24 protein-coding genes and 1 pseudogene are annotated in these 22759 nt (G+C 61.7%); 19 read left to right on the plus strand and 6 right to left on the minus strand.

What is annotated here, in order from left to right:
- Positions 1-2: 2 nt before the first annotated feature.
- From dut to argB, 3 genes and pseudogenes are all read left to right on the plus strand, one after another.
- Positions 3-458 carry a dUTP diphosphatase gene (gene dut, locus V6607_RS32025; RefSeq protein ID WP_003213270.1) on the plus strand — a complete coding sequence of 152 codons (456 nt, stop codon included), beginning with the start codon at positions 3-5 and terminating at the stop codon, positions 456-458.
- Between the two features lie 297 nt (positions 459-755).
- Positions 756-2132: pseudogene (locus tag V6607_RS32030) on the plus strand (phosphomannomutase/phosphoglucomutase); the annotation flags it as partial.
- Between the two features lie 19 nt (positions 2133-2151).
- Positions 2152-3057: an acetylglutamate kinase gene (gene argB, locus V6607_RS32035; protein WP_003213275.1), complete on the plus strand. Its 906-nt coding sequence runs from the start codon at positions 2152-2154 to the stop codon at positions 3055-3057.
- A 168-nt stretch (positions 3058-3225) separates the two neighbouring features.
- On the opposite strand, the gene pyrE is transcribed toward argB, so the two are convergent.
- On the minus strand, positions 3226-3870 hold the full coding sequence (gene pyrE / locus V6607_RS32040; protein ID WP_003213276.1) for an orotate phosphoribosyltransferase: 645 nt from the start codon (positions 3868-3870) through the stop codon (positions 3226-3228).
- Between the two features lie 82 nt (positions 3871-3952).
- On the opposite strand from pyrE, the gene V6607_RS32045 reads away from it, so the two are divergent.
- Positions 3953-4732, plus strand: coding sequence for an exodeoxyribonuclease III (locus V6607_RS32045; RefSeq protein ID WP_003176915.1), 780 nt, complete (start codon positions 3953-3955; stop codon positions 4730-4732).
- 58 nt (positions 4733-4790) lie between these two features.
- Here the strand turns inward: V6607_RS32045 and V6607_RS32050 are convergent, their stop codons facing one another.
- Together V6607_RS32050 and rph are read right to left on the minus strand one after the other, a co-directional pair.
- A complete protein-coding gene (locus V6607_RS32050) occupies positions 4791-5159 on the minus strand; it encodes a DUF4870 domain-containing protein (RefSeq protein ID WP_134327527.1) in 369 nt (122 codons plus the stop codon).
- A 22-nt stretch (positions 5160-5181) separates the two neighbouring features.
- Positions 5182-5904, minus strand: coding sequence for a ribonuclease PH (gene rph / locus V6607_RS32055; protein WP_003213280.1), 723 nt, complete (start codon positions 5902-5904; stop codon positions 5182-5184).
- Between the two features lie 217 nt (positions 5905-6121).
- On the opposite strand from rph, the gene V6607_RS32060 reads away from it, so the two are divergent.
- The 6 genes from V6607_RS32060 to V6607_RS32085 all read left to right on the plus strand — a co-directional run bounded on the left by V6607_RS32060 (position 6122) and on the right by V6607_RS32085 (position 11426).
- Positions 6122-6985, plus strand: coding sequence for a YicC/YloC family endoribonuclease (locus V6607_RS32060; protein WP_102604063.1), 864 nt, complete (start codon positions 6122-6124; stop codon positions 6983-6985).
- An 11-nt stretch (positions 6986-6996) separates the two neighbouring features.
- On the plus strand, positions 6997-7617 hold the full coding sequence (gmk, locus tag V6607_RS32065) for a guanylate kinase (RefSeq protein ID WP_003213284.1): 621 nt from the start codon (positions 6997-6999) through the stop codon (positions 7615-7617).
- 167 nt (positions 7618-7784) lie between these two features.
- On the plus strand, positions 7785-8048 hold the full coding sequence (gene rpoZ, locus V6607_RS32070) for a DNA-directed RNA polymerase subunit omega (RefSeq protein WP_003176920.1): 264 nt from the start codon (positions 7785-7787) through the stop codon (positions 8046-8048).
- Between the two features lie 60 nt (positions 8049-8108).
- Positions 8109-10214 (plus strand): bifunctional GTP diphosphokinase/guanosine-3',5'-bis pyrophosphate 3'-pyrophosphohydrolase, encoded by a 2106-nt coding sequence (gene spoT / locus V6607_RS32075; RefSeq protein WP_008439435.1) that lies wholly within the window; start codon positions 8109-8111, stop codon positions 10212-10214.
- 24 nt (positions 10215-10238) lie between these two features.
- Positions 10239-10619: a RidA family protein gene (locus tag V6607_RS32080; RefSeq protein ID WP_003213288.1), complete on the plus strand. Its 381-nt coding sequence runs from the start codon at positions 10239-10241 to the stop codon at positions 10617-10619.
- A 63-nt stretch (positions 10620-10682) separates the two neighbouring features.
- Positions 10683-11426 carry a hypothetical protein gene (locus V6607_RS32085; RefSeq protein ID WP_003213290.1) on the plus strand — a complete coding sequence of 248 codons (744 nt, stop codon included), beginning with the start codon at positions 10683-10685 and terminating at the stop codon, positions 11424-11426.
- Positions 11427-11469: 43 nt separating this feature from the next.
- On the opposite strand, the gene V6607_RS32090 is transcribed toward V6607_RS32085, so the two are convergent.
- Entirely contained in the window at positions 11470-12321 is an 852-nt protein-coding gene (locus V6607_RS32090) for an SDR family oxidoreductase (RefSeq protein ID WP_134327528.1), read from the minus strand.
- A gap of 189 nt (positions 12322-12510) precedes the next feature.
- Here V6607_RS32090 and exbB point away from each other — a divergent pair, with 189 nt between their 5' ends.
- From exbB to V6607_RS32135, 9 genes are all read left to right on the plus strand, one after another.
- Complete coding sequence (exbB, locus tag V6607_RS32095) at positions 12511-13497, plus strand: tonB-system energizer ExbB (RefSeq protein WP_134327529.1); 987 nt, start codon at positions 12511-12513, stop codon at positions 13495-13497.
- Between the two features lie 6 nt (positions 13498-13503).
- Positions 13504-13929 (plus strand): TonB system transport protein ExbD, encoded by a 426-nt coding sequence (gene exbD / locus V6607_RS32100; protein WP_003213296.1) that lies wholly within the window; start codon positions 13504-13506, stop codon positions 13927-13929.
- Complete coding sequence (locus V6607_RS32105) at positions 13926-14675, plus strand: energy transducer TonB (protein ID WP_003213297.1); 750 nt, start codon at positions 13926-13928, stop codon at positions 14673-14675. Before exbD ends, V6607_RS32105 begins: the two co-directional genes overlap by 4 nt.
- 167 nt (positions 14676-14842) lie before the next feature.
- Positions 14843-15178, plus strand: coding sequence for a cupredoxin domain-containing protein (locus V6607_RS32110; RefSeq protein WP_003213299.1), 336 nt, complete (start codon positions 14843-14845; stop codon positions 15176-15178).
- A gap of 3 nt (positions 15179-15181) precedes the next feature.
- Complete coding sequence (locus V6607_RS32115; protein ID WP_008439439.1) at positions 15182-16000, plus strand: FTR1 family protein; 819 nt, start codon at positions 15182-15184, stop codon at positions 15998-16000.
- A gap of 19 nt (positions 16001-16019) precedes the next feature.
- Positions 16020-16550 (plus strand): iron transporter, encoded by a 531-nt coding sequence (locus V6607_RS32120; protein WP_087693714.1) that lies wholly within the window; start codon positions 16020-16022, stop codon positions 16548-16550.
- Between the two features lie 114 nt (positions 16551-16664).
- Entirely contained in the window at positions 16665-17585 is a 921-nt protein-coding gene (locus V6607_RS32125; protein WP_003213305.1) for a hydrogen peroxide-inducible genes activator, read from the plus strand.
- Between the two features lie 8 nt (positions 17586-17593).
- Positions 17594-19669, plus strand: coding sequence for an ATP-dependent DNA helicase RecG (recG, locus tag V6607_RS32130; RefSeq protein ID WP_003213306.1), 2076 nt, complete (start codon positions 17594-17596; stop codon positions 19667-19669).
- A 78-nt stretch (positions 19670-19747) separates the two neighbouring features.
- Complete coding sequence (locus V6607_RS32135) at positions 19748-21148, plus strand: aminoacyl-tRNA deacylase and HDOD domain-containing protein (RefSeq protein WP_087693715.1); 1401 nt, start codon at positions 19748-19750, stop codon at positions 21146-21148.
- A gap of 135 nt (positions 21149-21283) precedes the next feature.
- On the opposite strand, the gene V6607_RS32140 is transcribed toward V6607_RS32135, so the two are convergent.
- Together V6607_RS32140 and tagQ are read right to left on the minus strand one after the other, a co-directional pair.
- The gene (locus V6607_RS32140; RefSeq protein WP_008439448.1) at positions 21284-21664 is read right to left on the minus strand and encodes a hypothetical protein; all 381 of its coding nucleotides are present in this window, start codon (positions 21662-21664) and stop codon (positions 21284-21286) included.
- A gap of 125 nt (positions 21665-21789) precedes the next feature.
- Entirely contained in the window at positions 21790-22713 is a 924-nt protein-coding gene (gene tagQ, locus V6607_RS32145; protein WP_003213311.1) for a type VI secretion system-associated lipoprotein TagQ, read from the minus strand.
- Positions 22714-22759: the final 46 nt, after the last annotated feature.

The following is a 22759-nucleotide window of genomic DNA, read 5'->3' on the forward strand; positions in this document are numbered from 1 at the left end:
CCATGCACGCTTTGCAAGCCAAGATCCTCGACCCCCGCATCGGCAACGAATTCCCGCTGCCGGCCTACGCCACACCAGGCTCCGCCGGCCTCGACCTGCGCGCCATGCTCAAGCAGGACACCGTGCTTGAACCAGGCCAGACCATTCTGATTCCGACCGGCCTGTCGATCTACGTGGGCGACCCGGGCCTGGCGGCGCTGATCCTGCCGCGCTCCGGCCTGGGCCACAAACACGGCATCGTCCTCGGCAACCTGGTGGGGCTGATCGACTCGGACTACCAGGGCGAGTTGATGGTGTCCTGCTGGAACCGTGGCCAGACCGCGTTCAATATCGCCGTCGGCGAGCGCATTGCCCAACTCGTACTGGTACCGGTGGTGCAGGCGCACTTCGAGCTGGTCGAAGAGTTCGACGAAACACAACGCGGCGCAGGTGGCTTCGGGCATTCCGGCAGCCACTGACTAAGCTGAATTGACTTAGCCGAACAAGCCGGGTGCCTCACCCGGCCTGATGCCAACGCATGGCCTTTCAGGATGAAGAATGCGCGGAACTTACCAGCAAGGTTTCCCCAGTGAAATCAGGGCATTAAGGGGGCAAAAGGGCGGAGCTTCGGCGCCGATGGCACTTTTGCACCACGAACTCTATGCCAAAAACGCCGTCTTACCCTTCAGTTTGAGCCTGCCGGTCAGCACCCTTGAGGCCAGCCCAGCCCCTTATCGATGGAGTTCCCCCCCGCAATGAGCAACCCAGCCCGAGTCGCCCCGACATTTCCCGACAGCATTTTCCGCGCCTATGACATTCGTGGCGTGGTCCCCAAGACCCTGACCGCCGAGACCGCCTACTGGATCGGCCGCGCCATTGGCTCCCAGAGCCTGGCACAGGGCGAGCCCAACGTTTCCGTAGGCCGTGATGGCCGCCTGTCCGGCCCTGAACTCGTCGAGCAACTGATCCAGGGCCTGGCCGACAGCGGCTGCCACGTCAGCGACGTGGGCCTGGTGCCGACGCCTGCGCTGTACTACGCAGCCAACGTACTGGCCGGCAAGTCGGGCGTGATGCTCACCGGCAGCCATAACCCGTCGGACTACAACGGCTTCAAGATCGTCATCGCTGGCGATACCCTCGCCAACGAACAGATCCAGGCCCTGCACACCCGCCTGAAGACCAACGACCTGACAAGCGGCGAAGGCAGCGTCACCAAAGTCGACATCCTGCAGCGCTACTCTGACCAAATCACCGGCGACGTCAAACTCGCGCGCCGCCTCAAAGTGGTGGTGGACTGCGGCAATGGCGCGGCCGGCGTGATCGCCCCGCAACTGCTCGAAGCCCTGAACTGCGAAGTGATCCCGCTGTTCTGTGACGTCGACGGCAACTTCCCGAACCATCACCCGGATCCAGGCAAGCCCGAGAACCTGGTAGACCTGATCGCCAAGGTCAAGGAGACAGGGGCTGACGTCGGCCTGGCCTTCGACGGTGACGGCGACCGCGTTGGCGTGGTGACGGACACCGGCGAAAACGTGTTTGCGGACCGCCTGCTGATGCTGTTTGCCCGCGACGTGGTTGCGCGCAACCCAGGTGCCGAAATTATCTTCGACGTGAAGTGCACCCGCCGCCTCACACCGCTGATCAAGGAATACGGCGGTCGCCCGCTAATGTGGAAGACTGGCCACTCGTTGATCAAAAAGAAAATGAAAGAAACCGGCGCGCTGTTGGCCGGCGAAATGAGCGGCCATGTGTTCTTCAAGGAGCGCTGGTTCGGCTTTGACGACGGCATTTACAGCGCCGCTCGTCTGCTGGAGATCCTCAGCAAGGAAAAATCGACCGCGCAGGAGCTGTTCCAGACCTTCCCGAATGATATTTCTACGCCAGAGATCAATATCCATGTGACCGAGGAGAGCAAATTCAGCATCATTGACGCACTGCACGATGCGCAATGGGGCGAAGGCGCCGACCTGACCAGCATTGATGGTGTGCGAGTCGATTACGCCAAAGGCTGGGGCCTGGTTCGCGCATCCAACACCACACCGGTGCTGGTGCTGCGTTTCGAGGCGGATACCGAGGCTGAGTTGCAGCGCATCAAGGACGTGTTCCACGCCCAGTTGAAACGTGTTGCCCCTGATCTCCAATTACCGTTCTGATTTTTTACCGGAGCCCTGAATGACCCTCGAACGCGAAGCCGCCGCCAATACCGCCAAGGTCCTTTCCGAAGCGTTGCCTTACATTCGACGCTACGTCGGCAAGACGCTGGTGATCAAGTACGGCGGCAATGCCATGGAAAGCGACGAGCTGAAAACCGGCTTTGCCCGCGACATCGTGTTGATGAAAGCCGTCGGGATCAACCCGGTGGTGGTACACGGTGGCGGCCCGCAAATCGGTGACCTGCTCAAGCGCCTGTCCATCGAGAGTCACTTCATCGACGGCATGCGTGTGACCGACGCCCAGACCATGGACGTGGTGGAGATGGTCCTGGGCGGCCAGGTGAACAAAGACATCGTCAACCTGATCAACCGCCATGGCGGCAGCGCCATCGGCCTGACCGGCAAGGACGCCGAACTGATCCGGGCGAAGAAGCTCACCGTGACCCGCAAGACCCCGGAGATGACCCAGCCGGAAATCATCGACATCGGCCAGGTGGGCGAAGTGATCGGCATCAACACCGACCTGCTGAACCTGCTGGTGAAAGGCGATTTCATTCCGGTGATCGCGCCGATCGGTGTCGGTGCCAACGGTGAGTCCTACAACATCAACGCCGACCTGGTGGCCGGCAAGGTGGCCGAGGCGCTGAAGGCCGAGAAGCTGATGCTGCTCACCAACATCGCCGGCTTGATGGACAAGGAAGGCAAGGTCTTGACCGGCCTGACGACCCAGCAAGTGGACGACCTGATCGCCGACGGCACCATCTACGGCGGCATGCTGCCGAAGATCCGCTGCGCGCTGGAAGCGGTGCAAGGCGGCGTTGGCAGCTCGTTGATCCTGGATGGCCGGGTGCCGAATGCGATCCTGCTGGAAATCTTCACCGATACCGGTGTGGGTACCCTGATCAGCAACCGCAAGCGCCCCTAAGCGCTGGTAAACAAAAACGCCCCGTTCAATTCGATTGAACGGGGCCTTTTCTATGTACTCGGTCTAAAAATGTGGGAGCGGGCTTGCTCGCGAAAGCGGCGGGTCAGTCGACACATATATCAACTGACAAGCCGTATTCGCGAGCAAGCCCGCTCCCACATGGATCTTCTAAACGCCGAATTGCTCGCGATAAGCCTTGACCGCCGGCAAATGCTGCTTGAGCTGCGGGTCATCTTCCAGGAACTGCAACACCTGGTTCAGGGACACGATGCTCACCACCGGAATCGCGAAATCACGTTCCACTTCCTGGATCGCCGACAATTCACCGTTGCCGCGCTCCTGGCGGTTCAGCGCGATCAACACGCCGGCCGCCTTGGCGCCGTCCTGTGAAGCGATGATCTGCATCACTTCGCGAATCGCCGTACCGGCAGTGATCACGTCGTCGATGATCAGCACGTCGCCCTTGAGCGGCGCACCCACCAGGCTGCCGCCTTCGCCGTGGGCCTTGGCTTCCTTGCGGTTGAAGCACCAAGGCAGATCCAGCTCGTGATGTTCAGCCAACGCCACGGCGGTCGCGGCCGCCAGGGGGATGCCTTTGTAGGCAGGACCGAACAGCACGTCGAAGGAAATACCGCTTTCAACGATGGCGGCCGCATAGAAACGACCCAGCTGCGCCAGGGCAGAACCCGAGTTGAAAAGGCCGGCATTGAAGAAGTAAGGGCTGGTGCGCCCGGACTTCAAAGTGAACTCACCGAAGCGCAATACGCCGCGATCGATGGCAAAACGAATGAAATCGCGTTGATACGCCTGCATGAAAAAAGCCTCAGATACCACGGATTTAGCTAATTAGGTAGACGGCGTGTATCATACACGCACGCGATTTTTGGGGCCATTTATGCGGATCATCAGTGTGAACGTCAATGGTATTCAGGCTGCAGTCGAGCGTGGTTTGCTCAGTTGGCTGCAAGCCCAGAATGCCGACGTCATCTGCCTGCAGGACACCCGCGCCTCCGCCTTTGAACTGGACGACCCAGCCTTCCAACTGGATGGCTACTTCCTTTATGCCTGTGATGCCGAAGTTCCCGCCCAAGGCGGCGTGGCTTTGTATTCGCGGTTGCAACCCAAGGCGGTCATCAGCGGCCTCGGCTTCGAGACAGCCGACCGCTACGGGCGCTACCTGCAAGCCGATTTCGATAAGGTCAGCATTGCGACCTTGCTGCTTCCATCAGGGCAGAATGGCGATGAAGACTTGAACCAGAAGTTCAAGCTAATGGACGACTTCGCCCGTTATCTGGATAAACAGCGACGCAAACGTCGCGAGTACATTTACTGTGGCTCGCTGTACGTGGCGCAACAGAAGCTGGATATCAAGAACTGGCGCGACAGCCAGCAATCCCCGGGCTTCCTGGCGCCGGAACGGGCCTGGATGGACGAGATTGTCGGCAACATGGGCTATGTCGATGCCCTGCGGGAAGTCAGCCGCGAAGGCGACCAGTACAGCTGGTGGCCGGATAACGAACAGGCCGAGATGCTCAACCTCGGCTGGCGTTTTGACTACCAGCTGCTGACGCCAGGCTTGCGTCGCTTCGTGCGCAGCGCACGTCTGCCACGCCAGCCGCGCTTCTCGCAGCACGCGCCGCTGATCGTGGACTACGACTGGACCTTGACCATCTAAGGTCTTTTTCCAGGCACAAAAAAACCGACATCACTGTCGGTTTTTTTGTGGGCGGTGGTTATTTGATCAACCGCAATGTCCACGGATAACGATAAGCCACGCCCTTGTTGGCCTTGATGCCCCCAATGATCGTCATCACCACCGCGCCGATCACCAGCACGGTCATCAACACGAAGCCGATCACGATAAAACCCAGCAGGAAGCAGACCGCCCAGGCAATGCCCACGGTGATCTGGAAATTCAGCGCTTCCTTGCCTTGGTCATCAATGAACGGGTCTGCATCCTTCTTCACCTGCCAGAGAATCAAGGGCCCCAGCAGGCTGCCGAACGGGAACATCAGCCCGAAGAACGCCGCAAAATGACAGAGCATCGCCCACTGGCGAACTTCCTTGGACGGTGTCGGCAGTGGAAGTTGGCTGTCACTCATGGCGTCGCTCCTTGGGATTGAATCAGTCGGCCAATGCGGCGTTCTGCAGTTCGAAGATTTCGGTCATGCCCTTCTGGGCCAGGGCCAGCATGGCATTCAGGTCCGCCGGCTGGAATGGCGCGCCTTCGGCGGTGCCCTGCACTTCGATGAAACCACCGGTGCTGGTCATCACCACGTTCAGGTCGGTCTCGGCAGCCGAATCTTCAAGATAGTCCAGATCCAGCACCGGCTCGCCCTGATACATGCCGACCGATACAGCCGCGATCATCTGCTTGAGCGGATCGCCGCCTTTCAGGCCGCCACGTTTCTTGATGACTTTGAGCGCGTCGACCAGGGCAACCATGGCGCCAGTGATGGAGGCAGTACGGGTACCACCGTCGGCCTGGATCACGTCGCAGTCGACGTACAGGGTCACGTCGCCCAGCTTGGACATGTCCAGGGCTGCACGCAGGGAGCGACCGATCAGGCGCTGGATTTCCAGGGTGCGGCCGCCTTGCTTGCCACGGCTGGCTTCACGCTGGTTACGCTCGCCGGTGGCGCGCGGCAGCATGCCGTATTCGGCGGTCAACCAACCCTGGCCCTGGCCCTTGAGGAAACGCGGCACGCCGTTTTCGACGCTGACGGTGCAGATAACCTTGGTATCGCCAAACTCGACCAGTACAGATCCCTCGGCGTGTTTGGTGTAGTTGCGGGTGATGCGGATCGAGCGGAGCTGATCGGCAGCGCGACCACTTGGACGTTTCATAGGGGATACCTGTACGGAGGACGAAAAACTGCCGAGCATTATAGAGCCGCCAGCCCTGATCGGCACGGCTAAAAAATCCTGTTACAAACCCGGGCACCGAAGCCACTGTTTGGGGCCACCCGTCCCCTTGAGCTACAATCCTGCGCCTTCGCAGCCTGTCGGCTTCAATCTACCCATCAGCCCGCCTGTTTGCGGGACTGCATCGCGAGGTACCTCCATGGTGCACAGCATGACCGCCTTCGCCCGCGTCGAAAAAGCCGGCGTCCAAGGCACCCTGAGCTGGGAATTGCGCTCGGTCAACAGCCGCTACCTGGAGCCGCACCTGCGCCTGCCGGAATCGTTTCGCGACCTCGAAGGCGCGGTTCGTGAGGCACTGCGCCAGGGCATCTCCCGCGGCAAGCTGGAATGCACCCTGCGCTTTACCGAGGAAACCACCGGCAAGCCGTTGCAGGTGGATCGCGAGCGCGCCGCCCAATTGGTCGCCGCCGCCGAAACCATCGCCGGCCTGATCAAGCAGCCTGCCGCCATCAACCCGCTGGAAGTCCTGGCCTGGCCCGGCGTGCTGGTGGCCGATGCCACTGACCCACAGGCGTTGAACGCCGAGGCGCTGACCCTGTTCAACCAAGGCTTGAAAGAACTCAAGGCCGGCCGCGAGCGTGAAGGGGCCGAACTGGCCCGCCTGATCAGCGACCGCCTGACCTCCATTGAAGAAGACGTGGTGACCCTGCGCGAACTGGTGCCGCAGATGCTTGCCACCCAGCGCCAGAAGGTCCTGGACCGCTTCGCCGACATGCAGGCCGAACTGGATCCGGTGCGTCTGGAGCAAGAGATGGTCCTGCTGGCGCAAAAAAGCGACGTGGCCGAAGAACTCGACCGCCTGAGCACCCACATCCTGGAAGTGCGCCGCGTGCTCAAGTCTGCCGGTGCCGCCGGTCGGCGCCTGGACTTCCTGATGCAGGAACTCAACCGCGAAGCCAATACACTGGGCTCCAAAGCCTTTGATCCGCGCAGTACCCAGGCGGCGGTCAACCTCAAAGTGTTGATCGAGCAAATGCGCGAACAAGTACAGAATATCGAGTAAGGCACCCTGACATGACCCACAGCACCGGCACCCTGTACATCATTTCCGCCCCATCGGGCGCGGGCAAAAGCAGCCTGGTCAAGGCCCTGACCGACGCTGACGAGCAGATCCGCATCTCGGTATCCCACACCACCCGCGCCATGCGCCCGGGTGAAGTGAACGGCGTGCACTACCACTTCGTCGAGCGCACCGAGTTCGTCAAGATGATCGAGCACGGTGATTTCCTCGAGCGCGCCGAGGTCTTCGGCAACCTCTACGGCACCTCGCAAAGCCACCTGCAGCAGACCCTGGACGAAGGCCACGACCTGATCCTGGAAATCGACTGGCAGGGCGCCGAGCAAGTGCGCCAGTTGATGCCCAAAGCCCGCTCGATCTTCATCCTGCCGCCTTCGCTGGAAGCGTTGCACCAGCGCCTGACCAATCGCGGCCAGGACAGCGACGAGATCATCGAAGGTCGCATGCGTGAAGCCGTCAGTGAAATGAGCCACTACGTCGACTACGACTACCTGATCATCAACGACGATTTCGCTCACGCGCTGGACGATCTGAAAGCGATTTTCCGCGCCAATCAGCTCCAGCAAAAGCGTCAGCAGCAGCGTTTCGGCAAATTATTGGCCGAACTGCTCGGCTGATTGGCTCTTCCCAAAACCGCTGCAGGGGCTTTACATTGGCACTTGTAGCGCGTTTGCGATGGCCTGCGAAAAATCAGCGCTTCCCTAAACGCTGGTGATTTTTTAAACTGTTCAGTCCGCTCGCCCAACCGGGCAGCGCGCATATTGCATTCGCTCCGAGGAATACCATGGCCCGCGTAACCGTTGAAGACTGCCTAGAACACGTGGATAACCGCTTTGAGCTGGTCATGCTCTCTACCAAGCGTGCCCGTCAACTGGCCACTGGCGGCAAAGAGCCTCTGGTCCAGTGGGAAAACGACAAGCCTACCGTTGTAGCCCTGCGTGAAATCGCTGAAGGCCTGATGAGCTACGAGTTCATCGCCAACGCCGAAATCGTTGAAGACGAACCGCTGTTTGCAGCGTTCGAGGACGAGTCCAACGAGGCCGTCTAAGCCTATGCCTGGTCGACGTAGCACGGCACGGGGTCACAGCCAACGGCAGGAGTTAATACTTTGCCGAGCATAGACGCCCTCGCCGATCGCTTATCGACCTACCTCGGCCCAGACCAGGTCAACCTGGTCCGCCGAGCGTATTTCTACGCCGAACAAGCCCACGACGGCCAACGCCGCCGCAGTGGCGAGGCGTATGTCACGCATCCTCTTGCCGTGGCCAATATTCTTGCCGACATGCACATGGACCATCAGAGCCTGATGGCCGCGATGCTGCATGACGTGATCGAAGACACCGGCATTGCCAAGGAAGCGCTCAGTGCGCAATTTGGCGAAACCGTGGCCGAACTGGTCGACGGGGTCAGCAAACTGACCCAGATGAACTTCGAGACCAAGGCCGAAGCCCAGGCGGAAAACTTCCAGAAGATGGCCATGGCCATGGCCCGGGACATCCGGGTGATCCTGGTCAAGCTGGCCGACCGGCTGCACAACATGCGCACGCTGGAAGTGCTGTCCGGTGAAAAACGCCGGCGCATCGCCAAGGAAACCCTGGAAATCTACGCGCCCATCGCCAACCGGCTGGGCATGCACGCCATTCGTATCGAGTTCGAAGACCTCGGCTTCAAGGCCATGCACCCGATGCGTTCCGCGCGCATCTACCAGGCAGTGAAACGCGCCCGGGGCAATCGCAAGGAAATCGTCAACAAGATCGAAGAATCCCTGAGCCATTGCCTGGCGATCGATGAGATCGAGGGCGAGGTCAGCGGCCGGCAGAAACACATCTACGGCATCTACAAGAAGATGCGCGGCAAGCGCCGGGCCTTCAACGAGATCATGGACGTGTACGCGTTCCGGATCATCGTCGACAAGGTCGATACCTGCTACCGCGTGCTGGGTGCTGTACATAATTTGTACAAGCCCCTGCCGGGACGCTTCAAGGATTACATCGCGATTCCCAAGGCCAACGGCTATCAGTCGCTGCATACCACGCTGTTCGGTATGCACGGGGTGCCGATCGAGATCCAGATCCGCACCCGCGAAATGGAAGAGATGGCCAACAACGGCATCGCCGCCCATTGGCTGTACAAATCCACCGGCGACGAGCAGCCAAAAGGCACCCATGCCCGCGCCCGCCAGTGGGTCAAGGGCGTGCTGGAAATGCAGCAACGTGCCGGCAACTCCCTGGAATTTATCGAAAGCGTGAAGATCGACCTGTTCCCGGACGAGGTCTACGTGTTCACGCCCAAAGGCCGGATCATGGAGCTGCCAAAAGGCTCCACGGCGGTCGACTTTGCCTACGCGGTGCACACCGACGTGGGTAACAGCTGCATAGCCTGTCGGATCAATCGTCGACTGGCCCCGCTGTCGGAACCGCTGCAAAGCGGCTCCACGGTGGAGATCGTCAGCGCACCGGGCGCGCGCCCGAACCCGGCCTGGCTCAACTTTGTGGTCACCGGCAAGGCTCGCACCCACATCCGTCATGCCCTGAAACTGCAACGCCGTTCCGAGTCCATCAGCCTGGGCGAACGCCTGCTGAACAAGGTGCTCAACGGCTTCGACAGTTCCCTGGACAAGATCCCGGCCGAACGCGTGCAGGCGATGTTGCATGAGTACCGCCAGGAACTGATCGAAGACTTGCTGGAAGACATCGGCCTGGGCAACCGCATGGCCTATGTGGTCGCGCGCCGCCTGCTGGGCGAAGGCGAACAGTTGCCAAGCCCCGAAGGCCCGCTGGCGATTCGCGGCACCGAAGGCCTGGTGCTCAGCTACGCCAAGTGCTGCACGCCGATCCCTGGCGACCCGATTGTCGGCCACCTGTCCGCCGGCAAAGGCATGGTGGTGCACCTGGACAACTGCCGCAATATCAGTGAAATCCGCCACAACCCCGAGAAATGCATCCAGCTTTCGTGGGCAAAGGATGTCACTGGCGAATTCAACGTCGAGCTGCGGGTCGAGCTGGAACACCAACGCGGCCTGATCGCCCTGCTGGCCAGCAGCGTGAACGCGGCCGACGGCAATATCGAGAAAATCAGCATGGACGAACGCGATGGCCGCATCAGCGTGGTCCAACTGGTGGTCAGCGTGCACGACCGCGTGCACCTGGCCCGCGTGATCAAGAAACTGCGCGCCCTGACCGGGGTCATCCGCATCACCCGCATGCGCGCCTAGCCCATCCATTACAAGGAGTCATTCATGACCAAGACTGTTATCACCAGCGACAAGGCACCAGCAGCAATCGGTACTTATTCCCAGGCGATCAAGGCGGGCAATACCGTCTACATGTCCGGCCAGATTCCACTGGACCCAAAAACCATGGAGCTGGTTGAAGGCTTTGAAGCCCAGACCATCCAGGTCTTCGAAAACCTGAAGTCGGTTGCCGAAGCTGCGGGCGGTTCGTTCAAGGACATCGTCAAACTGAACATCTTCCTCACCGACCTGAGCCACTTCGCCAAGGTCAACGAGATCATGGGCAAGTACTTCGAACAGCCGTACCCAGCCCGCGCCGCCATCGGCGTTGCCGCCCTGCCAAAGGGCGCGCAGGTTGAGATGGACGCCATTCTGGTCATCGAGTAAAACATCCGGCGCAGCGCCTCCACGGGAAGGCTGCGCCGAATTGGTTCTTGGAAGGATTTCGTAATGCGCAAAGCGCTCGTTGCCTCTTCGTTGCTCGCCCTGTTGCTCGGCGGCTGCGCCAGCAATCCCGCCGACCTGGATGTGAGCGGCACCTGGATCAACCAGGCCGCCATCGACGCGGCAGCCAAGGGCGGCCCTTTGCGTGAAGCCCTGCAGAGCTATGGTCCGAACCTCGAATGGGAGGTGAACACCAAAGCGTCCCAGGCCCGCTACTACAACGGTTTTGAAGTAGCTGAAGGCAAATTGCTGGGTGAAAAATCCGGCGCCTGGAGTGTCGATTTCTACGGCAGCTCCGCCACTGAACTCAAGCGTAAAGGCAAGCTGCTGCTGCAAGGGGCCAATGATAACGAGCCCGAGCAACTGTTCGCCCGTGCCAAGGATCCAGCCCCCGAAGGCGCGCCACTGGGTGCCAACTTCGAACGCACCCTGTACGCCGCCTACATGGGCGGCACCTGGAAAATCAGCAGCGGCACTGGCGAAGGCGCCACCGTACAGTTCCAGGCCAATGGCCAGGTGACCGGCTTGCCCGGCGCCGATCAGTACTCGCTGTGCCTGGCGGGCGATTGCGCCTCCATGAGCGGCGGCTACGACAGTATCTGGCTGCAGTTGAACGGCCAGGGCAACCCGTGGATCTTTGCGCGCAAGGGCAAGCAACTGGAGATCTTCCAGGCGATCAACACCGCCCAGGCCGACGAGGTACCCTCGTTTACCCCCGGGCCACGACAGTGGTTGCTGGAAAAACAGTGACGCAAAAAAGGAGCCCTCAGGCTCCTTTTTCTTCACGCCGCGATCAACCCTCCAGGATCGCCGCATACCCTTCGCGATAACTCGGATAACGCGGCACCCAGCCCAACGCCTTGGCCCGGGCGTTGCTGCACTGCTTGCTACCGGCGCGTCGCACGCTGGCGTTCTCGGCCCATTCGGTCACGCCAAGGTACTCGCGCAACCAGGCAACCACCTCGGCCAGCGGGGCCGGAGCATCGTCAACGCCGATGTAGCACTTATCTAGCACACCCCCCTGCTCCACGTGCTGCAGCAAAAACGCCAGCAAACCCGCCGCGTCATCCGCGTGAATCCGGTTGCCATATAAAGGCGGATCAATCGCCACGCGATAGCCTTGGCGCACTTGGCTCAACAACCACTCCCGACCTGGACCATAAATCCCGGTAAGGCGCACGACACTGGCGGGAATGCCGCTATCCAACGCCACTTGCTCGGCTTCCAGCATGACTTGGCCGGAATAACCGCCTGCCTTGGTCTCGGAGCTTTCGTCGACCCACTCACCGTTCTGCTGCCCATACACACTGCTGCTGGACACAAACAGCAGGTGCTTGGGCTCCTGGCCGTAGTCGTTCAGCCACTCCAGCACATGCCGCAACCCTTGCACGTATGCCGCACGATAACCCGCCTCGTCGTGATCGGTGGCGGCCGCGCAATACACCAGGTAATCCACCCCGCCCACCGGCCAGGTATCGGGGCAGTCTTCATTGAACAGGTCGCCGACAATCCCGATAACGCCCTTGGGAAGGCGCGAAATATCCCGCCGCAGGCCATGAACCTCCCAGCCCTGGGCCAGCAATTGGGTGGCCAGACGGCTACCGACATCGCCGCAACCGGCAATCACCACAGAAGGCGCAGACATCACAAAACTCCGTTCTTAAAGGTCAAGGTTAGCCCCCGCAGATGACCAGCGGCCAGCAAAACGACAAATAAAGTAACTGTATTACTTCTGTTAACAAGAATTACTTGCAATAATAACCGCCCATTTGTCCTCGACCCGTTACGGTCTGGAAGGACGCTCACTCATTTTTTTCTCTCAGGTCCGGCCAGCATGACACGCAATACATCCCCCGCTTCGCCAACCAAGCCTCACAGCCCATCCCGCGCCTGGCGTGCGATTGCTGCAGTGCTGTTCAGCGTCCTGCTGGCACCGACCGCCGCGTTCGCCGACAACACCGCGCCGGCCGCCCCGCCTGCAGCGAGCGCGCCAGCTACAGAGCAAAGCGCTCCTGCGCCAGCCGCCGCACCGGCCGCGACCGACCCGGCCCTGGCCGCCGAAGGCGCACCGGCTGACGAATCCGGCGTCGTGCTGGAAGAAGACAACAGCCTGGGCATGGCCCACGACCTGTCGCCGTGGGGCATGTACCAGAACGCTGACATCATCGTGAAGATCGTGATGATCGGCCTGGCCATCGCTTCGATCATCACCTGGACCATCTGGATCGCCAAGGGCTTCGAACTGCTGGGCGCCAAGCGTCGCCTGCGCACTGAAATCGTCCACCTGAAAAAAGCCACCACCCTGAAAGAAGCCAGCGAAAGCGCGGCGAAGAAGGGCACCCTGGCGCACCTGCTGGTTCACGACGCACTCGAAGAGATGCGCCTGTCTGCCAACACCCGTGAAAAGGAAGGCATCAAGGAACGCGTGAGTTTCCGTCTTGAGCGCCTGGTTGCCGCCTGCGGTCGCAACATGAGCAACGGCACCGGCGTGCTGGCCACCATCGGTTCCACCGCGCCCTTCGTCGGCCTGTTCGGTACCGTGTGGGGCATCATGAACAGCTTCATCGGCATCGCCAAAACCCAGACCACCAACCTCGCCGTCGTGGCTCCCGGCATCGCCGAAGCCCTGCTGGCAACCGCACTGGGCCTGGTTGCCGCGATTCCTGCGGTGGTGATCTACAACGTCTTCGCCCGTTCGATCGCCGGCTACAAGGCGCAGGTGTCGGACGCTTCGGCAGAAGTCCTGTTGCTGGTCAGCCGTGACCTCGATCACCTGCCTTCCGAGCGCAGCTCGCAACCGCACATGGTGAAAGTGGGGTAATCGGCCATGGGCCTGCATTTGAATCAAGGCGACGACGAGCTCGTCGAGAACCACGAAATCAACGTCACGCCGTTTATCGACGTGATGCTGGTGCTGCTGATCATCTTCATGGTGGCAGCACCGTTGGCCACCGTGGATATCAAGGTCGACCTGCCCGCTTCCAGCGCGAAACCTGCGCCGCGGCCGGAGAAACCGATATTCCTCAGCGTGAAGGCGGACCAGCGTCTGTTCCTGGGCGAAGAAGAAGTCAAATCCGACACCCTGGGCGCGGTGCTCGACGCCAAGACCCAGGGCAAGAAAGACACGACCATCTTCTTCCAGGCCGACAAGGGCGTGGACTACGGCGACCTGATGAGCGTGATGGATGCCCTGCGGGCGGCCGGCTACCTCAAGGTAGGCCTGGTCGGACTTGAGACGGCAGCCAAGAAATGATCACGACGCGCCACAAACTGACGCGTTATGGCACCAGCCTTGCCGTCGTGCTGGGCGTCCACGCCGTCGCGATCATCATCGCGCTCCAGTGGTCGGCGCCACATATGGTCCAGCTGCCTCCGGCCGCCATGGTCATCGACCTGGCACCGATGCCGGCGCCACCACCTCCGGCCCCGCCGAAGGTGATCACGCCGCCACAGCCGCCTGCGCCAGTCGAAGAGCTGCCATTGCCAAAACTGGCCGAGGCACCTAAGCCGACGATCCAGGTGCCAAAGCCGGTCAAGCCCAAGCCAAAACCACAGCCGCCCAAGCCTGTGGAGAAGAAGCCCGATCCGCCCAAGGAAAAACCTTCCGAAGAGCCGCCGAGCGAAACTCCGCAGAACAACGCGCCTACGGAAAAATCCGCCCAGCCACAACCGGGCCCTTCACCGCAGCAGATCGCGGCCAAGGCCACCTGGGAAAGTACCCTGCTGGGCCACCTGCAGAAGTACAAGAAGTACCCGCCGGGCGCCCAGGCGCGTGGCAAGGAAGGCCTGAACCGCCTGCGTTTCGTGGTTGATGCCGATGGCAACGTGCTGTCCTACGAACTGGTGGGCCGCTCCGGCAACGCCGACCTGGACCGCGCCACCCTCGACATGATCCGTCGTGCCCAGCCGCTGCCCAAGCCGCCGGCCGACATGTTGAAAGGCGGAAGCATCGAGATCGTTGCACCGTTCGTTTACAACATCGAAAAACGTCGCCGCTAACCCCCACCGTGGGCACTCTCGGGTGCCCACGGCTGTTGCTCCCTCCCCCCGCATCACCGCAACCTGAACCAGGCTTGAACGAGTCAACACCTAACTCGATCTTCACTTGTAACACTTAAAGACAACGCTAATTATCCGCGAATAGTTCTCATTAGCGGACATTCGGCATGCCCAACCTTGCCCGGCTGGCTCTCCTCCTACTGGCTTTACCCGTCGCTGCACAGGCGGACCAGCTGGTCACCCTGGTCATTCAGAACCACACCTTCAGCCCCTCGACGTTCGAGGTGCCGGCCGGTGAGCGCTTTCGCATTCAACTCACCAGCCACGATGAAAGCGTCGACGAGTTCGAAAGCTACGACATGAAATTCGAAAAAATCATCGTCCCCGGCAACACCATCACGGTGTTTGCCGGCCCGCTGCATCCCGGCACCTACACCTTCTTCGATGACTACCACCCCGACCAGGCCAAAGGCACGGTCACCGCCGTCGCAGCCAAGGAGTAAGCCATGCTGGCCTGTCTGTTGATCGTGTTTCGTGAAGTGCTGGAAGCCGGGATTGTGGTGGGCATCGTGATGGCCGCCACCCAGGGCCTGGCAAGACGTGGGCTGTTCATTGGCGGCGGAATCGCAGCCGGCGTGCTCGGTGCCGGCATCCTCGCACTATTTACCGGCGCAATTACCCAGGCGCTGCAGGGCTTTGGCCAGGAGATTTTCAACGCAGCCATCCTGGTGGTCGCCGTAGTCATGCTGGGCTGGCACAACTTGTGGATGGCCAGTCATGGTCGCGAGCTGGCGACCCAACTGCGCAGCGCAGGCAATTCAGTACTCAAGGGTGAAAAATCACTCTGGGCCCTGGCCGTGGTCATCACCGTGGCCGTGCTGCGCGAAGGCTCGGAAATCGTGCTGTTCCTCTATGGCATCGCCGCCTCCAGCCAGACAGACCCACTGTCGATGTTGGCCGGCGGCGTGCTCGGCATCGTCGCCGGCGCCGCGCTGTCCTGGCTGATGTACCGCGGCCTGGTCGCCATCAGCCTCAAGCGCCTGTTCTCGATTACCGGCTGGATGATCGCCTTGCTTGCCGCCGGCATGGCTGGCCGGGCCGCCGCGATCCTCGCCGGTATCGACCTGATTCCCGCCTGGGGCTACCAGCTCTGGGACACCTCCTGGCTGGTCTCCGATGGCAGCCTCACCGGCCGCGCATTGACCGCGCTGGTGGGCTACACCGACCGACCTCTGGGCGTTCAATTGGTGGCGTGGCTCGTCACCCTCTCGCTCCTGGTGCTGGGTAACCGTTTACTGCATTCACGCCCGACACAATCACATTAACCGCCCCAGGAGCCCCACCATGAAACACCTGCGCAACCCCTTCGCCGCCGCACTGCTGCTCGTCAGCGCCGTGGCCGCTTCCTCCCTCGCCCAAGCCCGCGAATACCCGATTGGCGGACCGGTGCAGATCAATGACATGGAGATCGCCTCCTCGTACCTGGTGGGCATCGAAATGGCGCCCATGCCGCCAGGCATGGTGATGAGCAAGGACTCGGTACACCTTGAGACCGATGTGCACGCCACCGCCGACAACAAATACGGCCTGTCCAACGGTGAGTGGGTGCCCTACCTGACCATCAGCTACTCACTGGTCAAGGAGGGCTCGCCCGACTACAAGGAAATCGGCACGCTGTTGCCGATGGTGGCCAAAGACGGCGCCCACTACGCCAACAACGTGAAAATGGACGGCCCCGGCACCTACACCGTGGTGCTGCGCTATGAAAGCCCACAGATCAAGGGTTTCTTCCACCATGTAGACAAGGAAACCGGCGTGCCTGAATGGTGGGCTCCCTTCACCGAAACCTTCACCTTCAAGTACCCGCAAAAGTGAAATACGGGGCGGCGATACCCGATTAACCGGTGTCGCGGCCCCTACGCTGTCTGATAACGTGCGTCTATCGATTGCAGCCGGTATGCTTGGCCCGCAACCTCATGGACGCCCGCTATGACTCTTACAGAATTACGCTACATCGTTACCCTCGCCCAAGAGCAGCACTTCGGCCACGCGGCCGAGCGTTGCCACGTCAGCCAGCCGACGCTGTCGGTGGGTGTGAAGAAGCTTGAAGACGAACTCGGTGTGCTGATTTTCGAGCGCAGCAAAAGCGCCGTGCGCCTGACGCCCGTCGGCGAAGGCATCGTCGCCCAGGCCCAGAAGGTTCTGGAACAGGCCCAAAGCATTCGCGAGCTGGCCCAGGCCGGCAAGAACCAGCTGACCGCCCCGCTGAAAGTCGGCGCCATCTACACCGTCGGCCCGTACCTGTTCCCGCACTTGATTCCGCAACTGCACCGCGTCGCGCCGCAGATGCCGCTGTATATCGAAGAAAACTTCACCCACGTGCTGCGCGACAAACTGCGCAACGGCGAGCTGGACGCGATCATCATCGCCCTGCCGTTCAACGAGGCGGATGTGCTGACCCTGCCGCTCTACGATGAACCGTTCTACGTGCTGATGCCGGCGTCCCACCCATGGACGCAGAAAGACACCATCGACGCGGGCCTGCTCAACGACAAGAGCCTGCTGTTGCTGGGCGAAGGCCATTGCTTCCGCGACCAGGTGCTGGAAGCCTGCCCGACCCTGACCAAGGGCAACGACGGCGCCAAGCACACCACCGTGGAGTCCAGCTCCCTGGAAACCATTCGCCATATGGTCGCCTCCGGCCTGGGTATCTCGATCCTGCCGCTGTCGGCGGTCGACAGCCATCACTACGCCCCCGGCGTGATCGCCGTGCGCCCACTGACGCCGCCGGTACCGTTCCGCACCGTGGCGATTGCCTGGCGTGCGAGCTTCCCGCGTCCGAAAGCGATTGAAATCCTCGCCGACTCGATCCGCCTGTGTTCGGTGGCCAAGCCGCCTGCTGCGAGCTAAGTAACGGTATGACTGAGCTGTCGCAGGTATCGGTGACGGCACTCAAGGGTGTCGGGGAGGCCATGGCCGAGAAGTTGGCCAAGGTCGGGCTGGAAAATCTCCAGGACGTGCTGTTCCACCTGCCCCTGCGTTACCAGGACCGCACCCGCGTGGTGCCCATCGGCCACTTGCGCCCTGGGCAGGACGCCGTGGTTGAAGGCACCGTCAGCGGCGCCGATGTGGTGATGGGCAAGCGCCGTAGCTTGGTGGTGCGCCTGCAAGACGGCACCGGTGGCCTGAGCCTGCGCTTCTACCACTTCAGCAACGCCCAGAAGGAAGGCCTCAAGCGTGGTACCCGCGTGCGCTGCTACGGCGAAGCCCGGCCCGGTGCTTCGGGGCTGGAAATCTATCACCCGGAATACCGCGCGATTACCGGCGACGAACCGCCGCCGGTAGACACCACCCTCACGCCAATTTACCCGCTCACCGAAGGCCTGACCCAGCAGCGCTTGCGCCAACTGTGCATGCAGACTCTGACGATGCTCGGGCCAAAAAGCCTGCCCGACTGGCTGCCCCAGGAACTGGCGCGCGACTATCAACTGGCGCCGCTGGATGATGCGATCCGCTACCTGCATCACCCACCCGCCGATGCCGACGTCGACGAGTTGGCTCTCGGGCATCACTGGGCCCAGCATCGCCTGGCGTTCGAAGAACTGCTGACCCATCAACTGTCCCAGCAGCGCCTGCGCGAGAGCATGCGTTCGCTGCGCGCGCCGGCCATGCCCAAGGCCAAGCGCCTGCCTGCGCAATACCTGGCCAACCTGGGGTTTGCACCGACGGGCGCCCAGCAACGGGTCGGCAATGAAATCGCCTACGACCTGAGCCAGAAAGAACCGATGCTGCGGCTGATCCAGGGCGACGTGGGCGCGGGTAAAACCGTGGTCGCCGCCCTCGCCGCGTTGCAGGCCCTCGAAGCCGGCTATCAGGTGGCGCTGATGGCGCCCACCGAGATTCTCGCCGAGCAGCACTTCATCACCTTCAAGCGCTGGCTCGAACCGCTGGGCCTGGAAGTCGCGTGGCTGGCCGGCAAGCTCAAGGGCAAGAACCGCGTAGCCGCCCTGGAGCAGATCGCCGCCGGCGCCCCGATGGTGGTGGGCACCCACGCGTTGTTCCAGGACGAAGTGAAGTTCAAGAATCTGGCGCTGGTGATCATCGACGAACAGCACCGCTTCGGTGTGCAGCAGCGCCTGGCCCTGCGCCAGAAAGGCGTGGGCGGCCGCATGAGCCCGCACCAGTTGATCATGACCGCCACACCGATCCCACGCACCCTGGCCATGAGCGCCTACGCCGACCTCGACACTTCGATCCTCGACGAACTGCCGCCGGGCCGAACGCCGGTCAACACCGTGCTGGTCACCGACACCCGCCGCGTCGAAGTCATCGAACGGGTGCGCGGCGCCTGCGCCGAAGGCCGTCAGGCGTATTGGGTGTGCACGCTGATCGAAGAATCCGAAGAGCTGACCTGCCAGGCCGCCGAAACCACCTATGAAGACCTCACCAGTGCCTTGGGTGAACTCAAGGTCGGGCTGATTCACGGTCGCATGAAGCCGGTGGAAAAGGCCGCGGTAATGGCCGAGTTCAAGGCCGGCAACCTGCAATTGCTGGTGGCGACCACGGTGATCGAAGTCGGCGTCGACGTCCCCAACGCCAGCCTGATGATCATCGAGAACCCCGAGCGCCTGGGCCTGGCGCAACTGCACCAATTGCGCGGCCGCGTCGGCCGGGGCAGCGCCGCCAGCCACTGTGTGCTGCTGTACCACCCGCCGCTGTCGCAGATCGGTCGCCAGCGCCTGGGGATCATGCGCGAAACCAACGACGGCTTCGTGATCGCCGAAAAAGACCTCGAACTGCGCGGCCCCGGCGAGATGCTCGGCACCCGCCAGACCGGCCTGCTGCAATTCAAGGTCGCCGACCTGATGCGCGATGCCGACTTGCTGCCCGCCGTGCGCGACGCGGCCCAGGCGTTACTGGAGCGTTGGCCGGAACACGTCAGCCCGCTGCTGGATCGCTGGCTGAGACATGGGCAGCAATACGGCCAAGTGTGACGGCTGACTCACTTAGACAACCCTCACTTGTATCAAGCTGGTTATACTCCAATGACTGTAGGAAATTGGATTCAGGCCATGTCAGAAGTTGCCCTCGCCACAGCCCCACCGACTGCACCCTCGGTGATTCGGACGCTGCTTGCAAAGCTCGCCATCAGCTACACGGAAGTTGCCGAACGCCCCGGCCTGAACCCGGCGCAGAAGGTTCAAGCCGTACTGCTCGATGATGCCGTGGGTGCACTCATGGTGCTGTTTCCACAGAACCAGTTGCTGGACCTTAATCGCCTCGCCGAGCTCACCGGTCGGCGCCTCACGGCCGTGTCGCCGGAGCGCCTGGAGCGCATGCTCGGCAAGCACAGCCTGAGCCTGCTGCCCGGCCTGCCGCCGCTGACCAGCTCTCCCTGCCTGTACGAAGAAAGCCTGTTGCGTGAGCCGACCGTGCTGGTGCACTCGGGCGAAGCCGGGCTGCTGCTGGAGATTTCCAGCGACGCGTTCAAGAGCATGCTGACCAAGGCCAGCGCCGCGCATTTCGGCGAGCCGCTGAGCAACATCCGGCCAAACCTGGATCGCCCCAATGACGACCGCGAGGAAATCACCCAGGCGATGCAGGCGTTCACCGCCCGCCGTATCCAGCAGCGCCTGGAAGCCACCATCGAAATTCCACCGCTGGCCGATACCGCCCAAAAGATCATCAAGCTGCGGGTCGACCCCAACGCCACCATCGACGACATCACCGGCGTGGTCGAAACCGACCCGGCCCTGGCTGCCCAGGTGGTGAGTTGGGCCGCGTCGCCCTACTACGCCTCGCCGGGCAAGATCCGCTCGGTGGAAGACGCCATCGTGCGCGTGCTGGGCTTTGACCTGGTGATCAACCTCGCACTCGGCCTGGCCCTGGGCAAGACCTTGAGCCTGCCCAAGGACCACCCGCAACAGGCCACGCCGTACTGGCACCAGTCGATCTACACCGCCGCCGTCATCGAAGGCCTGACCCGCGCCATGCCCCGCGCCCAGCGCCCGGAAGCCGGCCTGACGTACCTCGCCGGCCTGCTGCACAATTTCGGCTACCTGTTGCTGGCCCACGTCTTCCCGCCGCACTTCTCACTGATCTGCCGGCACCTGGAGGTCAACCCGCACCTGTGCCACAGCTACATCGAGCAGCATCTGCTGGGCATCAGCCGCGAGCAGATTGGTGCGTGGTTGATGCGCTATTGGGACATGCCGGACGAACTGTCCACCGCCCTGCGCTTCCAGCACGACCCGACCTACGACGGCCAATATGCGGAATACCCGAACCTGGTGTGCCTGGCCGTGCGCTTGTTGCGCAGCCGCGGCATCGGCTCGGGGCCGGATGAATCCATCCCGGACGAACTGCTTGAGCGCCTGGGGCTGACCAGGGACAAGGCAGAGGACGTGGTGAGCAAGGTGCTGGATGCGGAGACGTTGTTGCGCGAGTTGGCGTCGCAGTTCAGCCAGGGATAAATCGGGCGCCTGTTACACCGTATTCGCGAGCAAGCCCGCTCCCACATTCGACCGAGTTCCAACTTTGGAATGGGATTGAATGTGGGAGCGGGCTTGCTCGCGAATGCAGGCGACGCAGTATTGCTGAAGAACCCCCTAGCCTTTGGGCTTTTTCTTCGGCTTCAAATACTTGGTCAACCCCTGGAACCAGATCACCAGCGCCGGGTTGCCCTTGATCTGGATCGACTTGTCCTGAATCCCCGTCATGAACGCCAGTTGCTTGTTCTTCGCCTGCATCGTGGCGAAGCCGTAGGCGGCGTCTTTGAAGGCGATGGCAAACGCAGGCGCGGGATGAACACCCGAGCGGCTGGTAATGCGCTGGTCTTTGACGATGAAGTGACGGGCAACCTTGCCGTCGAGGGTCTGCAACTGGAACGCCAGGTCCTTGTCACCCAACTGCTGCTGAAACGCAGGGTTGGTGCGGCTGGCTTTGCCCATCAACAGGCCAAGCATCCAGAGAAGAAAACGAAATTTCATGCACACGGCCTCAGTGTAATTATTGGGTGGCCGCAGCAGTTTAACGATTTGTGCAAATAACGCTACCGATCTCCCGTTTTAGCAGGAGATCGGCTGGCGTTTAACGCTTATAGCAACAACTTGCCTCAGACGTTAGGGCAAGGAACCGGTGCCCAGTCCGCCAGGTTTGGATCACGGCAAGTGCCTTCGATCTGCGCTTTACCGGCGCTGGCAACCTGCTTACTTTCAGCTTGCTTGGTCTGGGCGGTCTGGATGGTTTTCTCGGTGGCTACGGCTTCTTTCGGCACGGTTGGCAGTACCGGCTTTTTCGCGACTTTTACCGGCTTCTTGCCTTTGGCTGGCGTCACCACCGGCGTGGTATCGGCAGTCGCAACAGTGACCACGTCGGCGCGTTGTACGCCCACTTGTTGCAGATCCTGCTCGTACGCCTGGGTGTAGTTGTTCAGGTCTTCGCTGGCCTTGCCGTTCACCGCGACGATCAGGTCGTTGGACTCTTTCAGGCCCGAGACGATTTCTGCCAGGCGCTTGCGGCCTTCAACGTCGTTGACGGTCTTGGCCTTGCGGTCGGCCACCAGCTTGGTGAACGCGCTCTGGTAGCACTGCTGGGACGCCTTGGCGTACGCGGTGCTGCGGTCGATGTCCGAAGCGCGCTTGTTGACGTCGGTGGCGTAGGAGGCGATGCGCTGGTTGTCATCGGTGATCTGCTTCTGGCGCTCGGTGTAGTAACCCGCAGCACCACCGGCCAGGGCGCCGCCCGCTGCACCGATGGCAGCGTTGCGGCCGCGCTTGTCGGAGTCGCCGGTCAGGGCGCCCAGCAATGCACCACCGGCCGCACCCAGGGCGGCACCGGTGACCACCGACTTGGTCAGGTCCGAATCGGTAGCACGCAGGTGCTGCACCGGCTCGTAGCAGTTCGGGTAGTACTCGACCTTGGTGGTCGAGGCGACCTTGTTGGTCGGCGACGTTGCGCAACCGGTCAGCACCGTGCTGAAGCCTGCGGCAATCAGCAGCAGATGACGCTTGGAAACCGCCTTACGGGAAAAAATCATCGTTGTGTTCTCTTTTAAGTTTGACTTGCCCAGCGCGGCCCACCGC

The sequence above is a fragment of the Pseudomonas sp. KK18 genome (assembly GCF_037094675.1).
GTDB lineage: Bacteria > Pseudomonadota > Gammaproteobacteria > Pseudomonadales > Pseudomonadaceae > Aquipseudomonas.